Genomic DNA, 14484 nt, shown 5'->3' with positions numbered 1-14484 from the left:
TGCCCGGGTCGCTCGGCTTGCCAGGTAGCAGCCCCTCAATCCGTTTCCATTGCTCATCGCGAAGTTGTTTGCGCATCGGCCCTCCAACCAGATCATCAGGTTGGAGCGGTATTGTCACCTCGAATGTCAACACACCCTAGTGTCCTGAGTTGGAAGTTCGTTGAAGAAGGAAATCTGCCGAAATCGCTGCCAGGCTAGGCGCAAAGCACAGCCATGCCGGGTGGCCCAACCCACCTTCTCGGCCCGCTGCAGCTAGCGCAGGTCAACCTCAGAGTGATCGCTGAGGGCCCACAGCCTCACCGAAACATGGAGCTCCAGCGCTCGCATGGCGTTGCCCCAATGCCCCGCCAGTCCCTCCGCCGTTGCGAGCCTTTGCCGCATGGTGTTCACATGAATGCCCAGCCGCTCGGCAGCGGCCTTGGCGTTCTGGTTGCAGTCGAAATAGGCCAGCAGGGTGGCGACCAGCTCGGAGCCACGCTTCCTGTCGTATTCGATGAGTGAGCCAATGGTGCTCTTGAGATAGGCATGCAAGCTTGCCTGGTCATGCGTTTCGAACAAGGTTGAGTACAGCGCCAACTCATTTTGGCCGATGATCGCTCCACGCATGCCCACACGGGCCATGACTGGGAGAGAGCGGCGCAGCGAAGCATGGAGCGAAGGGATCTCCGACGGCTGTGGGATGGGACGCGAAACTACGCCCAGGAACTCGGGACCAAAATGCTGCCGAACTGCGCTGTCAATCGTGCGCCGGACTTCATCGGCTCGGACAGTCTCACTCAGGATGGTCAACACCCCATCAAGCTCGTCAAAAAGCGCTCTCGGCAGTAGCTGGGCGGAACGCAACCACCGCGCCAGGTAGCCGGTCTCCGAGGCGCGCGTCTGCAAAAGCAGCAGTGTGGTGGGGCGCGAAAGATCCACGCCGAATCGACCTGCCCGGTCGCTCAGCAAGTGCAGGTCGTCCTGACGTGGGGACAGCAAGCCACGAAGCAGGCTGGACAGATCGCGGCTTTGCGAGGCCTCAGCGCGCTCGCGAGACAGCAACACGATGCCCACTATGCTTGCACACCGTTCATAGGTGCGGACAGCGACGTCATCCAGCGCGGCCTGCCGAAACAGCAGCATTGTGCCGAGCACATCGCTTCCCCCGATAACGGTGATGAGCCGGCAGTTCTCGCCCAGTGCTTCGTAGGCCATCACGGAGCGGCCGATGCGTCGGCTCTCTCCCAGTGCACGTGACAAGGCATCGCTGTGCTCTCCATGCGGACGGTAGGCGTCCGCACCATGGCCCTGGTAGGTTTCGGCCACGCCCCGTCCGATGGGCTGCCCAACCTCGTCGAGTACCAGTACGTCGCCCTCCATGATCTGCGCCACCGACTGGCAAATGGTGGCCAGCGTGGCCCCCTTGGCCAGCAGCGTAGTCATCTGGTCGTGGGCTTCAGCTGCGGCCTGGACGCTTTGCGCATGCTGCTCCAGTTGCGCATGGGCGATCTCTGCGCTGCGCAGTGCGGCATGGGTCTGCTCGAACGCCATGGCATTCTTGATGGCCACCGCGGCATGCGTGGCCAAAGTGCTGAGGATGGAGATGTTGTGTGCGGTGTGTGTCCGGTGGTAGCGATCCGCCACAAAGAGCAGTCCGATCACCTCATCCTCCCACAGCAGTGGAACCCCAACGACTGCGGCAATGCCCTCTTCCCTGAACGTCACGTCAAGCTGCGGGTCGTGCGGAAAGCGTGGATCGTTCAGGTAATCAGCGGTGGTGAAGGGCAACCGGCTCTTGACCACGACGCTCACGATCCCCAGGTCGCGTCCGGCCAGCATCTCTCCTGTTCCCCGAGACAGCGCGCCGTCGGATGTCAGCACATGGAATGCGTCCAAGCCTGCGTCGTAGGCCGACAGCCAGGCCACTTGCGATCCCAGCAACCGCCGCGCCCTTGACACTACGGTGGCCAGCAACTCGGGTACGTCCAGGCGGCCGGAAAGGTCGCGCGCTGACTCGATCACCGCAAGCATCCCGCTCTCGCGCTGCTGTTGCACGTCCATTCGATTACGGATGGCCATCGCCATGCGAACCAGCTCCAGAAGGTCCGGCTTTCTGGACAAGTCGTCGGGCAACGCCTCCACCCGTGCCATGCAGGCAGCGAACTCTTCGGAGGATGCGGTGCGATGCAGCAGCTGGATCAATTCTTCGCCGATGCGCTCGCTCACATCGGTTTCGGCCGGCTCGATGGCATTGGTCATGCGCAATTTCTCCAACAGGCGGGGCGGAACACTTTCTTGGTGCACCGGGCGGTGCGTGGGACTGAAGTGTGGGGCCTACCCAAGGACCTTGCACTGCCCATGCGGCCAAACATCGGGTTTTCACTGAGTAGGTCGCGCACACCAGGACCCCGGCTCAGGTGTGTTCGATCCACATAGAAGTTCGCCTCGCATTCGACGACAGTTCCCTCACCGGTCGAGCCACTACGAATCTGGAGTTCGAAATCACGAATCCAGCCAGGCGCCGGGCAGCAACCATCGCAAAAGCAACAGCCCTCTGTCTTATGAGCATCATGAATTCCTTGAGTCCCGAACGGGGACTGCGCGTCTTGGTCACAGCGGGCGCCAGTGGCATCGGCGCGGCAGTTGCTCGTGCGTTCAGTGAGGCAGGTGCGCGCGTACACGTTTGCGACATCGACGGACTGGCCATCGACCGGCTGGTCCAGGCGTTGCCAGGCGTCACAGCCAGCGTGGCCGACGCCTCTGTCGAACGCGATGTAGATCTCGTATTCAAGGACGTGGCCGGGAACCTCGGGGGGCTGGATGTGCTGGTCAACAACGCGGGCATTGCAGGACCCACGGCTTCCATCGAGGACATCAGCGCGAGCCAGTGGGAACGCACTGTGGATGTGAACCTCAACAGCCAGTTCCTGTTTGCAAAACGCGCGGTGCCAATGCTCCGCGCCTCTTCCAGCAGTCCCTGCATCGTCGCGATGAGCTCGGTCGCTGGGCGCCTGGGATATGCCTACCGCACGCCCTATGCATCCACTAAATGGGGCGTGATCGGACTCATGAAGTCATTGGCCATCGAGCTTGGCCCCTTCGGCGTACGTGTCAACGCGATCCTGCCTGGCACGGTCGAGGGGGAACGGATGGACGGCGTGATCGCAGCCCGCGCGGCAGCCACCGGCATCGATACAGAAGCCATGCGCGAGCAGTACCTGCGCAAGATCTCGCTGCGCCGAATGGTCACAGCCGATGACGTCGCTGCCACTGCACTGTTTCTGAGCTCGCCGGCGGCTCGCAACATCACCGGCCAGGCGATCAGCGTGGACGGGAATCTCGAGTACCTGTAAGGCACCCGCCGCCGGTACGCCCATAGCAACAAAAGGAGACTCTATGAAGATGATCGTCAACACCATCGGCACTGCCGCCATCGCCGTTGCAGGCATTGCGGCCAGCAGCGCAGCGTCCGCGCAGAGCGTCAAAATCGGCGTGATCGAGACGCTCTCGGGCCCACAGGCCGCCTCCGGCCTGATGTACCGCACGGCGGCCCGCTACGCCGTGGACCGGATCAATGCCCAAGGTGGTTGGAACGGTCAGCCTATCCAGTTGGTCGAGTATGACAACCAGGGCGGACCCACGGGTGCGGCCGACAAGCTCAAGACCGCCATCTCCGACGGCGTGCACCTCATTGTTCAGGGCGCATCGTCGGCAGTCGGCGGGCAGCTTACGGAAGATGTGCGCAAGCACAACCTGCGCAACCCCGGCAAGGAGATCGTCTACATCAACGTGGGTGCGGAAGCGTTGGAGCTGACTGGCGAGAAATGCCATTTCCACCACTTCCGCTTCAGCGGGAACGCCCAGGTGCGCACCAAGGCGCTGGTGCAGGCGATGAAAGCCTCAGGCACCCTGGGTACCCGGGTCTATGCCATCAACCAGAACTACTCCTGGGGCCAGGACATGGAGAAGGCCACGGTGGACAATGCGGCGCTGGGCGGCTACGAGGTGGTTGAGAAGACGCTCCACGACGTCAACCGCATCCAGGACTTTGCGCCGTACGTGGCCAAGATCGGGGCAGCCAAGGCGGATACGGTCATCACGGGCAACTGGTCCAACGACCTGCTGCTGCTCATGAAGGCCACGCGCGCCGCCGGCCTGAAGACGCGATTTGGCACCATCTTCCTGGACCAGCCAGGCAACATCGCTAACGCAGGCGACCTTGCCATCGGTCACTTCATCGCACACACCTTCAACGCAGAAGCCGGCGCGACCGAGGGCGAGAAGTTTGTCAATGACTACCGTACCAAGACGGGTAGCGCGCCTGTCGCAACCGACCCGCAGACGGTGTTTGGCCTGCTGATGGTGGGCGATGCCCTCAGCCGCGTGAAACCCGAGGGCGGCAAGTTCAACGTGAACGCGTTCGCACGCGCTCTGGAAACCTCGAAGATTTCGACACCCAACGGCGAAATCAGCATGCGCGCAGAGGACCACCAAGCCCTGCTGCCGCTCGTCGTGTCCACCGTTTCGAAAGACGCCAAGTTCAAGGTGGACAACACCGACATGGGCTTCAAGCCGGTCAAGCTGTTCTCTGCCCAGGAAGCAGCCACGCCGGCCCAGGCCAGCTGCAAGATGCAACGCCCCTCCTGATGGGCAAGCGCCCCTGCAGGGGCGCTGTTCTTCTCCCTCCTTTCGCACGAGATGCCGGAGCTGGCCTTGCGGCCTGCCGCGGGATCTCGCTCGCCTGTCCCCCTCTCGCGAACCTCACACGCCTATGGACACCCTCATCGTTTCGCTGCTGAACGGAACCATCTACGGCTTGCTGCTGTTCATGGTCTCTGCTGGCCTCACGCTCATCTTCGGGATGATGGGTGTGCTCAATTTTGCGCACGCATCGTTCTACATGCTGGGTGCCTACTTCGCCTACGCGCTCACGGACGTGCTCGGGTTCGCCCTGGCGCTGGTGACAGCCACCGTGCTCGTGGGGCTGGTGGGCGTGGTGGTGGAGAAATTCTTCCTGCGCCGCGTGCACCACCACGGCCATGCCCACGAACTGCTGCTCACCTTCGGCCTGTCCTTCATCATTGCCGAGTTGATCAAGCTGTTTTTCGGCAATTTTCCGGTCAACTACCGCCTTCCCCACGGACTGGACTTCGCCGCATTCACCATAGGTACGGCCAGCTATCCCGCCTACCGAATCTTCATGGGAGTGGTAGCGGTTGCCATGTTCGTGGTGATCTACCTGCTGCTCACGCGCACCCGTGTCGGCATCGTCGTGCGGTCGGCCATCTACCGACCGCGCATGGCGGAAGCGCTAGGGCACAACGTTCCGCTGGTGTTCATGGGCGTTTTCGGCGTGGGTGCAGCACTGGCAGGCCTCGCAGGCGCGGTGGCCGGCGCCTTCTACACCACCAACCCCAACATGGCTTTGGAGCTGGGCGTCATGGTCTTCGTGGTGGTGGTCGTGGGTGGCCTGGGGTCGCTCGAAGGAGCGATGCTGGCATCGCTCCTCATCGGTGTCATCACCTCGCTAGCGGTGGCCGTCGATACCAGCCTTGCCGACCTGCTGGCGGTATTTGGTGCACGCAGCTGGGCCGAGGGAGTGGGCGGGTTGCTTACGCTCAAGCTCTCCAGCCTTGCCGCCACTCTTCCGTTCGCGCTGATGCTGCTTGTGCTGCTCGTGCGCCCCTCGGGTCTCCTCGGTGAAAAGGCGTGACGCCATGACCACGCGACATCTTCTTCTGGGCACCCTGTGCCTGGGCGCTGCCATCCTGGCAGGCCTGCCCTACCTTCTTTCCGCAGGCCTGCTCAATGCGGCCATCCAGATGCTCATAGCCGCATTGTTCGCCTCAGCCTACAACGTGGTGTGCGGGCAGGCCGGCATGCTTTCCTTCGGTCACGCTGCGTATTTCGGTGCAGGTGCCTTTGCCACGGTCCATGCCATGAACGCAGTTGGCGGAGCAGGGATTGTTCCTACACCCCTGCTGCCTCTCGCAGGTGCGCTGGGTGGCTTGCTGGTAGGCATCGTCGCTGGCTGGTTCTCAACCAAACGCACCGGGACGTACTTCGCGATGATCACCCTGGCCATTGCAGAACTCTTGCACTCCATCGCACCGCACATCAAGACCGTTTTCGGGGGCGAGGCCGGTGTCTCCAGCATGCGCATGCCGTCGATGGGCATTGCGTTTGGCTCTACCACCGAGGTGTATTACCTGACCCTGGCCTGGGTGCTGGTTTCCTTGGTACTGCTTTACCTCTACACCCGCACCCCGGTTGGACGCTTGGCACTTGGCCTGCGGGAGAACCGCCACAGGCTGGCCTTCCTGGGCTACGACGTGCACCGGCTCAGCGTCCTGGTGTTCACGGTGTCGGCCATGTTCTCTGGCATCGCGGGCGGCTTGCAGGTGATCAACAACGAAGCGGCCAACTACGTGCTGTTTGAGAGCACCCTTTCGGCGGCGGCTGTGCTCAACGCCTACATCGGCGGTGTGGGCTCGTTCCTCGGTCCAGCACTGGGCGCGGCATTGATGACCTTCTTCGGCTACGCGGTCTCCGATATGACGCAGTCCTGGCTGCTTTACCAGGGCATCGTGTTCGTGGTGGTGATGATGTTCATGCCGCAAGGGCTGGCAGGGCTCGCGGGTGGATCGGCAATGCTCTGGCGCAAGGTCGGACCGTTGCGGCTCGCCCCGGTACTGGCTCTCTACGCCGGCGCTAGCTTGCTCTTGGGTGGTGGCACCGCCTTTGTGGTCGAGATGCTGCGGCGGGCTTTCTCACGTGACTACCGCGCTTTGCTTGGCCCTGATTCGTCGGCCCCCTGGCCTCCCATCTCTCTCTTCGGAGTGGACTGGGCGCCGTTTGCGTTGACCACCTGGCTGGTGCCGATTGCGCTACTGGCCGCGGGCAGTGCCCTTGCTTACCTCGCCGGCAAGCAATTGCGAACTCTGCAGGAGAACCGTCAGGACGATGAGATCCCCGCGTCGCCGGACTCCCTCGCTTCCTCTTCCATAACCAGTGCGCAGGAGCCCGCATGACGAACTCCATACTTTCCCTTCGTGGCCTGAAGAAATCCTTCGGCCCGACCGAGATCATCCGGGGCGTGGACCTTGACCTGCTCCCTCACGAGCGGCATGCACTCATCGGCCCCAATGGCGCTGGCAAATCCACGCTGTTCCATCTGATTTCCGGCAACCTCACTCCGTCTTCCGGTGAAATCGTGTTCAACGGCACCCAGATCCAGGGCAAGCCACCCCAGGAAATCAACCGACTGGGCCTGTCCCGCTCATTCCAGATCACCAACATCTTTCCGAAGTTGACGGTGTTTGAAAACCTGCGCCTGGCCGTGATGCGCTCGCATGGACTGCAGTACACGTTCTGGAAATTCATCGACAACGCTGTGGGCGTGCGCGAGCAGACCGAGCGCTTGCTCGAGCAGGTGCGCTTGCAGTCCCGTGCCCGAATGATGGCGGCAGAACTGTCCTATTCGGAACAGCGGTCGCTGGAAATCGCCATGACCTTGGCTTCCGATCCCAAGGTCATCCTTCTGGACGAGCCGATGGCGGGCATGTCCAACGAGGAAACCGACTACACCGCGCAGTTGATTCGGGAGGTGACGCGCGGCCGGGCGCTCTTCATCGTGGAGCACGATATGCAGGTGGTGTTTTCAATCAGCGACCGCATCAGCGTGCTTGTCTATGGCCAGGTCATCGCAACCGGAACTCCCGACGAGATCAGGGACAACGCTGCCGTGAAGGAAGCCTACCTCGGTGAGGAGGTGCTGGCATGAGTGCGCCCCCCACGCTGCTGAGCGTAGACCAGCTCCATGCGCACTACGGGAAGAGCCACATCCTGCATGGCGTCTCATTTGAAGTGCGGCGCAACGAAGTGGTGAGCTTGCTGGGGCGCAATGGCTCAGGCCGCTCCACCACCATGAAAGCGCTGATGGGACTTGTGCCACCCACCTCGGGGCATGTGGTGCTTCAGGGACGTGAAATCACTGGTCTGCGGCCATTCACGATCTGCCGCGCTGGTCTGGGATTCGTGCCTGAAGAACGCGAGGTTTTCGGCAACCTCACCGTGGACGAGAACCTGCACATGGGCGAGCAGCCAGCGGTGGCAGGCGCTGTGCAATGGACGGTCGATCAGATGTTCGACTACTTCCCTCGGCTGAAGGAGCGGCGGAACACGAAAGCTGCAAGCCTTTCCGGGGGCGAGCAGCAGATGCTGACCATCTGCCGTTCGTTGCTGGGCAATCCACTCGTGCTGCTGGTGGATGAACCCACCGAGGGCCTGGCACCCAAGATCGTCACTGCAGTGGGCGAGTGCATCCGGGATATGCACCAGCGCGGCGTTTCCGTGGTGTTGGTCGAGCAAAAGCTCGCCATTGCCCTGAAAGTCTCCACACGCGTGTGCGTCATGGGGCACGGCCGCATCGTCTTCGAGGGTACGCCCGCAGAGCTGTCATCCAACGAGCAATTGCTGACCGACTGGCTTGCCGTCTGATCCGCGCACCTTCGCCGCTGCGCCCACTTCGCCGTGCCAGGGGGCCCTCGCCTTCGACACATCCAAGAAACCAGCCTCCCTCGACCACACCATGGACAAGCTTCCGAACAAAGTCATCATCTCCTGTGCAGTCACTGGATCGGTGCACACGCCGAGCATGTCGCCGTATCTGCCGTTGACACCCGATGAGATTGCCCAGCAAGCCATCGATGCGGCACAAGCCGGTGCTGCCATCCTGCACCTGCATGCGCGCAACCCGGCCGACGGCAGTCCCACGGCCGACCCTGCGGTGTTCGCGCAGTTCGGGCCGCGCATCAATGCAGCCACGGATGCGGTCATCAACATCACGACCGGAGGCAGCACACGCATGACGCTTGAAGAACGGCTGGCCTATCCCCTGATTGCCCAACCCGAAATGTGCTCGCTGAACATGGGCTCCATGAACTTCTCGATCCACCCTGCTGCGCGCAAGATCACCGAATGGCGCCACGACTGGGAGAAGCCCTACATCGAAGGCATGGAGGACCTGATCTTTCGCAACACCTTTCGCGACATCAAGCACATCCTGAAGGTGCTGGGCGATGGCTGCGGAACGCGCTTCGAGTTCGAGTGCTACGACGTGGGGCACTTGCACACCCTGGCGCACTTTGTGGACGAGGGGTTGATAAAAGGCCCGTTGTTCATCCAGGCCATCTTCGGCATTCTGGGCGGACTGGGCCCCGACCCGGAGAACCTGTTCGTGATGAAGTCCACCGCCGACCGCCTGTTCGGCCGCAATGGCTATCGCTTCTCGGTGCTGGGCGCGGGGCGCCACCAGATGCCGCTGCTCACGATAGGCGCCGCCATGGGCGGCAATGTGCGTGTGGGACTGGAAGACAGCCTTTACCTGGGCAAGGGGCAACTGGCCACCTCCTGCGCAGACCAGGTACGCAAGATCCGCCGCATCCTGCAGGAGCTGTCACTCGATATCGCCAGCCCCGCCGAGACGCGGGCCATGTTGGGCCTCAAAGGCGCCGATGCGGTCGCCATCTGACACGACGTTCCCGAAAACCCTATCCATAGCAAGAAATCAAGGAAGACACATGAGCAAGATTTTGCAGAACAAGGTGGCCATCGTGACTGGAGCCGGAGGCGGGCTAGGCCGTTCTCACGCTCTGGAGCTGGCACGCCATGGCGCCCGGGTGGTCGTGAACGATCTGGGCGCCGAGCGCAAGGACTCCCCCGCCCAGCGCGTGGTGGCGGAGATCCTGCAGGCAGGGGGCGAAGCGATGGTGGATGGCGCCGACGTGACGAAGCCTGAGCAGGTGCAGTCCATGGTGGACAAAGCCGCTGGAGTCTGGGGTCGGATCGACATTCTGGTGAACAACGCAGGGATCTTGCGCGACAAGTCCTTTGCCAAGATGTCTTTGGAGGACTTTCGGCTGGTGATGGAAGTGCACGTCATGGGTGCAGTTCACTGCACACGGGCAGTCTGGGGCCTCATGCGCGCCCAAGACTATGGCCGGATCGTCATGACGACCTCGTCCTCAGGACTGTATGGAAACTTCGGTCAAGCCAACTATGGCGCTGCAAAGATGGCGTTGGTCGGTCTCATGCAGACGCTTGCGCTGGAAGGGGAGCGCCATGGGATCCGGGTCAACTGCCTGGCGCCAAGCGCAGCTACAGGCATGACACACGGGGTACTGCCACAGGACGCCTTGTCCGGTCTGGCGCCCGAGCGTGTCAGCCCAGGGCTGGTCGCCCTGGTGGCGGACGACGCACCTACCCGCATGATCCTGCTGGCAGGCGCTGGAAGCTTCGAGAGCGCCCATATCACCATGACCCAAGGTATCCATGTGGATGAAGGCCCGGATGCAGCGCAAGTGGTGCGCAGCAAGCTGCAGCAGGTGCAGTCCCGCGCGCAAGAAACTGTTCCAGCGTCTGGGTGGGAGCAGTACCGGCACGAACTTGTGAAAGCGGGCCTACAGGCCGAGACAGCGATTCAATCCTGAAGGGCTGGCCGTGCCTCATTGAATGAAGGCACGGCACAGCCGCCACTCACATCTGCAGAGCAACCGGAGTGTGCGCGGCGCACATTGCCAGTGCCCCCGGTCGCATCGAGACTTGTTCCGGGTAGCGCGCACAGGCGCCCACTCGCTTTAGATACCAATAACACAAGGAGACAAGCATGAAACAGTTCTATGCGCTGAGCGCACCAGGACGGTGGGTCGTGTTGACCACCGCCGCCGCAGGATTGATTGCGTGCGGAGGCAATGACTCGGCAGATGCTGCCCAGGCACCCATGGCCTGCGAGAAGCTTGCGGGACTGGCCATCCCGGCATCCGCGATCAACCTGCCAACCTCCGGCGGCAGCGTATTGACGGCAACGCCCGTCGAGGCGAGCGGCAGCGGCGTTGCAGCGGTGCCCGCGCATTGCCTGGTCACAGCCCGCATCGGCCCCGTGGATGCCACCGCCCCAGACATCCGGTTCAATGTCGCGCTGCCAACAGCCTGGAACAACAAGACGATGATGTTTGGCGGGGGTGGCTTCAACGGCTCGGTCCCCAACGTCAGAGGCAATGTATCCAATGGTCCCCTGGACCAGCCGACACCGCTTGGTCGCGGCTACGCCACCTTTGCCAGCGACTCTGGCCACCAGGCGAACGCGTACGGATCGCAGGATGGCACATGGGGACTGAACGAGGAGGCCGTGCGGAACTTCGGCGGCGATGCACTGAAGAAAACCCGCGATGCGGCGGTCCACGTGATCAAGGCGCGGTACGCCTCCAGCCCGCAGAAGTCCTATTTCGCGGGCGGGTCCACTGGCGGCCGCGAGGCATTGGCAGCCATTCAGCGCTGGCCGGCCGACTGGGATGGTGCCATTGCCTGGTATCCGGCATGGAACGACGCAGCAGCGCTCCTGGGCGGCCACCGCAGCAACATCGCTCTGGCCCAGCCAGGCGCCTACCCCAGCGTGCCAAAGCGGGCACTCGTCTACAAGGCCGCCATGGAGGCTTGCGACACACTCGATGGCGTCCAGGACGGACTCATCAGCAACCAAAGGCAGTGCAATGCCATCTTTGACCCGGCGGTCGCCACGGTTGGTGGAAGCGCACTGCGATGCACGGGCGGAGCCGACACAGGTGACAACTGTCTCTCCGACCCTCAGATCCAGGCGCTCAAGGTGATGAACACGGACACGGTCTTCAAGTTCGCGCTCGCCAGCGGCGAGACCCGCTACCCTGGTTACAACGTTTGGGGTGCCGACCTGGGAATCACCTCCAACCCGTCTCCCGTCCAACCTACGGTCACGTTCCTTGCGCTGGGTACCGCTGCTCCTGCTATGCCTGTGCCGCGCAACGCTCCCTATATCAGCGTGCTGGTCGATCAGTGGATCAAGTACTCCGTGACACGTGATGCAGGCTTCAACTCCCTGTTGCTGGACCCTGAAAGCCCCGGCCCCTGGGGTCCGCGCATCAGCGAGCTCAGCCGCCAGCTGGATACCAGCACCGACGTTTCCGCATTCGCCGCCAAGGGAGGAAAGCTGCTACTGGCCCATGGCTTGGCAGATGTACTGGTCAGCTCGCGCGCAACCGAGGACTACTACCGTCGCCTGCAGACCCAGATGGGACCGGACCGCGTACGAAGCTTTGCCCGCTATTACGAAGTACCCGGACTTGGCCATGCTGTGAGCACCGCATTCAATGCGACCTGGGACTCGCTGACTACCCTGGAGCGTTGGGTGGAAAATGGCATTGCCCCCACCAATCAGGTAACCACCGACGTAACTGGGGTACCGGGCCGGACCCGCCCCCTCTGCGACTACCCTCAATGGCCGAAGTACAGTGGCTCTGGAGATGTCAATCAGGCCGGCTCGTTCGTTTGCGCCAACTAAGGCCTGTTAACACCAATTTCGGGGATCGCGTTGCCCGGCCTGGGGGCTGGATGCAAGGCGCCCGTGCGCAGCAAGGTGTGCACCTTGCAAGCGCGGGCAACGCCACAGACGGCCCCCAGGCCGGGCAACCCGAAGGGAAGGCCCTTGCCGGCGCGCCACTCGTCGTTGCGTTCCTTACGTGTGCAAGGCTATTGGCAAGCCAAGCGACAAAGCAGACGCCGCATGCCGGGGCCAGCGCGGGGGGCGAAATGAATGATGACACGCCCTAGATGCAGGTTTACAACTTTGATTGCGGGTTTACGACTTTAATTGGCAGGAATAACTGGCCGAAGGCGATCAGCTCGCCACGGTAAAGCGCTGCTGCACGTGGCGCGGATTCTCCAGCTCGTCGACGATGGCCACGGCCAGGTCGGCCACGCTGATGCCGCCGGGGGCTTCGCCGTTCATCAGCGGGGCATCGGTGCCCAGGCGGTACTGGCCGGTGCGCTCGCCGGGGGCCAGCAGGATGGGGGGCGAGAGGAAGGTCCAGTCCAGCGTGCTTTCGCTGCGGATCAGGTTCAGTGCCTCGCGCGCGGCCAGGGCGCCGGCCTTGTACTCGGCAGGGAAGCCTGGGGTGTCCACCAGCTGCAAACCGGGGGCGACGAACAGGCTGCCCGCACCGCCCACCACCAGCAGGCGCTTGACGCCGGCCTGCTTGACGCCCGCATAGATGGCGCGCGTGCCGATGAGGAACTGGTCATGGATGTCGGGCACGGTCCAGCCTGGGTTGTAGGCGTTGACCACGGCCTCCTGGCCGGCCACGGCCTGGGCCACCTGGGCGGCGTCCTGGGCATCGGCCTGCACCACGGTAAGGCCCGCGCGGGCGGTGATCTTGCCGGGGTTGCGGGCCAGGGCGGTCACCTGGTGCTGGCGGTGCAGCAGTTCTTCGAGCACGGCCGAGCCGACAAAGCCGGTGGCACCGATCAGGGCGATTTTCATGTCATGTCCTTGGGTTGAAGTCGATGCAGTGAGAATATGGGCTTGTCAAACAAGCCGGTAGATGGCAAAAATCGCCTTCACCTTGAAGCACAGCTTCACAAAAGACTTCCATGGATGACTTGAAGCGCATGGCCGTGTTCGCTGCTGTGGTGCAGCACGGCTCGATGAGCGGGGCCGCGCGCGCGCTGGGCATGAGCACCTCGGCCGTGAGCCAGCAGGTGCGCAAGCTCGAAAGCGATGGCGGCGTGACCCTGCTGCACCGCTCCACACGCCAGCTGGCGCTTACCGAGGCCGGCCAGCGCTACCACGCGCGCTGCGCGGCGATGTGGGCGGCGGCTGAGCAGGCACGGGCCGAACTGGCTGCTTCGCGCGATGCACCGAGCGGTGAGCTGCGCCTGTCGGCCACCGTGGGCTTTGCGCGGCATATCGCCCCGGCTCTGGGGGACATGCTGGCGGCGCACCCGGCGCTGCGGCTGCGGCTGCTGGTGGACGATGCGCCCATCGACCTGATCAACGCCCGCATCGACCTGGCCGTGCGCTTTGGTCGGCTGCAGGATTCGAGCTGGGCGGCGCGGCGCCTGTGCGCCATGAACGTCTACCTGTGCGCCTCGGCCGGATGGGTGGCGCGCCATGGCATGCCCCAGCACCCCGACGCGCTGCTCTCGCACAGCTGGCTCGGCCTGGTGCGCGATGGCGAGGGCATGTTCGCCGAGCTGCGCAACAGCGCGGGCGAGTCGCGCGCGTTGCGCGTGGAGCCGCGCATCGCCAGCAACAACCAGCTGTCGCTGCAGCAGATGTGCGAGGCCGGCCTGGGTGTGGCCATGCTGGGCAGCAGCGACGTGCACGAGGCCCTGCAGTCGGGCCGCCTGGTGCGCCTGCTGCCGCAGTGGGACCTGGGCACGCTGGACGTCTGGGCCGTGACGCCACAGCGCGATGCCCAGCCGGCCAAGGTGCGACAGGCGATTGCGGCGCTGCATGCCTATCTGCGCCAGGTGCCGGGCATGCTGGATTGAGCCCCGCGGAGCCGCCTGGACATCCATCGGATTTTTATCGCCGCAGGCCATAAATTCCATTGTTGTGCGGGCGCGGCGGCCTGCCTACAGTCGCGGCTTCGCTCTTCCCCACGGAGCCTTGGCTGCTTTGTGGCGCAGCCG

Annotated in this window: 12 protein-coding genes; 10 read left to right on the top strand and 2 right to left on the bottom strand. The window is 63.3% G+C overall.

Translation table 11 applies throughout. The features are described 5' to 3' along the window. Positions 1-252: 252 nt before the first annotated feature. On the bottom strand, positions 253-2238 hold the full coding sequence (locus ACK59X_RS01860) for a helix-turn-helix domain-containing protein (protein ID WP_409954746.1): 1986 nt from the start codon (positions 2236-2238) through the stop codon (positions 253-255). Positions 2239-2540: 302 nt separating this feature from the next. On the opposite strand from ACK59X_RS01860, the gene ACK59X_RS01855 reads away from it, so the two are divergent. The 9 genes from ACK59X_RS01855 to ACK59X_RS01815 all read left to right on the top strand — a co-directional run bounded on the left by ACK59X_RS01855 (position 2541) and on the right by ACK59X_RS01815 (position 12352). Continuing rightward, positions 2541-3332 carry an SDR family oxidoreductase gene (locus ACK59X_RS01855; protein ID WP_409954745.1) on the top strand — a complete coding sequence of 264 codons (792 nt, stop codon included), beginning with the start codon at positions 2541-2543 and terminating at the stop codon, positions 3330-3332. A gap of 43 nt (positions 3333-3375) precedes the next feature. Next, entirely contained in the window at positions 3376-4626 is a 1251-nt protein-coding gene (locus ACK59X_RS01850; protein ID WP_409954744.1) for a branched-chain amino acid ABC transporter substrate-binding protein, read from the top strand. Between the two features lie 124 nt (positions 4627-4750). After that, positions 4751-5692: a branched-chain amino acid ABC transporter permease gene (locus tag ACK59X_RS01845; protein WP_409954743.1), complete on the top strand. Its 942-nt coding sequence runs from the start codon at positions 4751-4753 to the stop codon at positions 5690-5692. Positions 5693-5696: 4 nt separating this feature from the next. Then, the gene (locus ACK59X_RS01840) at positions 5697-7010 is read left to right on the top strand and encodes a branched-chain amino acid ABC transporter permease (protein ID WP_409954742.1); all 1314 of its coding nucleotides are present in this window, start codon (positions 5697-5699) and stop codon (positions 7008-7010) included. Further along, complete coding sequence (locus ACK59X_RS01835; RefSeq protein WP_409954741.1) at positions 7007-7762, top strand: ABC transporter ATP-binding protein; 756 nt, start codon at positions 7007-7009, stop codon at positions 7760-7762. Before ACK59X_RS01840 ends, ACK59X_RS01835 begins: the two co-directional genes overlap by 4 nt. After that, positions 7759-8478, top strand: coding sequence for an ABC transporter ATP-binding protein (locus ACK59X_RS01830; protein WP_409954740.1), 720 nt, complete (start codon positions 7759-7761; stop codon positions 8476-8478). Before ACK59X_RS01835 ends, ACK59X_RS01830 begins: the two co-directional genes overlap by 4 nt. A gap of 91 nt (positions 8479-8569) precedes the next feature. Then, positions 8570-9511 carry a 3-keto-5-aminohexanoate cleavage protein gene (locus ACK59X_RS01825; protein WP_409954739.1) on the top strand — a complete coding sequence of 314 codons (942 nt, stop codon included), beginning with the start codon at positions 8570-8572 and terminating at the stop codon, positions 9509-9511. Between the two features lie 49 nt (positions 9512-9560). Next, positions 9561-10469, top strand: a complete 909-nt coding sequence (locus ACK59X_RS01820; protein WP_409954738.1) for an SDR family NAD(P)-dependent oxidoreductase — start codon at positions 9561-9563, stop codon at positions 10467-10469. Positions 10470-10645: 176 nt separating this feature from the next. Then, positions 10646-12352 (top strand): tannase/feruloyl esterase family alpha/beta hydrolase, encoded by a 1707-nt coding sequence (locus tag ACK59X_RS01815; protein ID WP_409954737.1) that lies wholly within the window; start codon positions 10646-10648, stop codon positions 12350-12352. A 336-nt stretch (positions 12353-12688) separates the two neighbouring features. Here the strand turns inward: ACK59X_RS01815 and ACK59X_RS01810 are convergent, their stop codons facing one another. After that, positions 12689-13330, bottom strand: a complete 642-nt coding sequence (locus ACK59X_RS01810) for an NAD(P)-dependent oxidoreductase (RefSeq protein WP_409954736.1) — start codon at positions 13328-13330, stop codon at positions 12689-12691. 110 nt (positions 13331-13440) lie between these two features. On the opposite strand from ACK59X_RS01810, the gene ACK59X_RS01805 reads away from it, so the two are divergent. Then, the gene (locus tag ACK59X_RS01805; protein WP_409954735.1) at positions 13441-14343 is read left to right on the top strand and encodes a LysR family transcriptional regulator; all 903 of its coding nucleotides are present in this window, start codon (positions 13441-13443) and stop codon (positions 14341-14343) included. Positions 14344-14484: the final 141 nt, after the last annotated feature.

The organism is Acidovorax sp. (assembly GCF_046339755.1).
Taxonomy (GTDB): domain Bacteria; phylum Pseudomonadota; class Gammaproteobacteria; order Burkholderiales; family Burkholderiaceae_C; genus Acidovorax.
The sequence above is the reverse complement of the archived record's forward strand: the minus strand, read 5'-3'. Positions and strand labels throughout refer to the sequence as shown.

Bases quoted from the DNA above. Each gene is read 5' to 3' on its own strand.
- ACK59X_RS01860 (WP_409954746.1), bottom strand. From the start codon at position 2,238: ATGACCAATGCCATCGAGCCGGCCGAAACCGATGTGAGCGAGCGCATC.
- ACK59X_RS01855 (WP_409954745.1), top strand. From the start codon at position 2,541: ATGAGCATCATGAATTCCTTGAGTCCCGAACGGGGACTGCGCGTCTTG.
- ACK59X_RS01850 (WP_409954744.1), top strand. From the start codon at position 3,376: ATGAAGATGATCGTCAACACCATCGGCACTGCCGCCATCGCCGTTGCA.
- ACK59X_RS01845 (WP_409954743.1), top strand. From the start codon at position 4,751: ATGGACACCCTCATCGTTTCGCTGCTGAACGGAACCATCTACGGCTTG.
- ACK59X_RS01840 (WP_409954742.1), top strand. From the start codon at position 5,697: ATGACCACGCGACATCTTCTTCTGGGCACCCTGTGCCTGGGCGCTGCC.
- ACK59X_RS01835 (WP_409954741.1), top strand. From the start codon at position 7,007: ATGACGAACTCCATACTTTCCCTTCGTGGCCTGAAGAAATCCTTCGGC.
- ACK59X_RS01830 (WP_409954740.1), top strand. From the start codon at position 7,759: ATGAGTGCGCCCCCCACGCTGCTGAGCGTAGACCAGCTCCATGCGCAC.
- ACK59X_RS01825 (WP_409954739.1), top strand. From the start codon at position 8,570: ATGGACAAGCTTCCGAACAAAGTCATCATCTCCTGTGCAGTCACTGGA.
- ACK59X_RS01820 (WP_409954738.1), top strand. From the start codon at position 9,561: ATGAGCAAGATTTTGCAGAACAAGGTGGCCATCGTGACTGGAGCCGGA.
- ACK59X_RS01815 (WP_409954737.1), top strand. From the start codon at position 10,646: ATGAAACAGTTCTATGCGCTGAGCGCACCAGGACGGTGGGTCGTGTTG.
- ACK59X_RS01810 (WP_409954736.1), bottom strand. From the start codon at position 13,330: ATGAAAATCGCCCTGATCGGTGCCACCGGCTTTGTCGGCTCGGCCGTG.
- ACK59X_RS01805 (WP_409954735.1), top strand. From the start codon at position 13,441: ATGGATGACTTGAAGCGCATGGCCGTGTTCGCTGCTGTGGTGCAGCAC.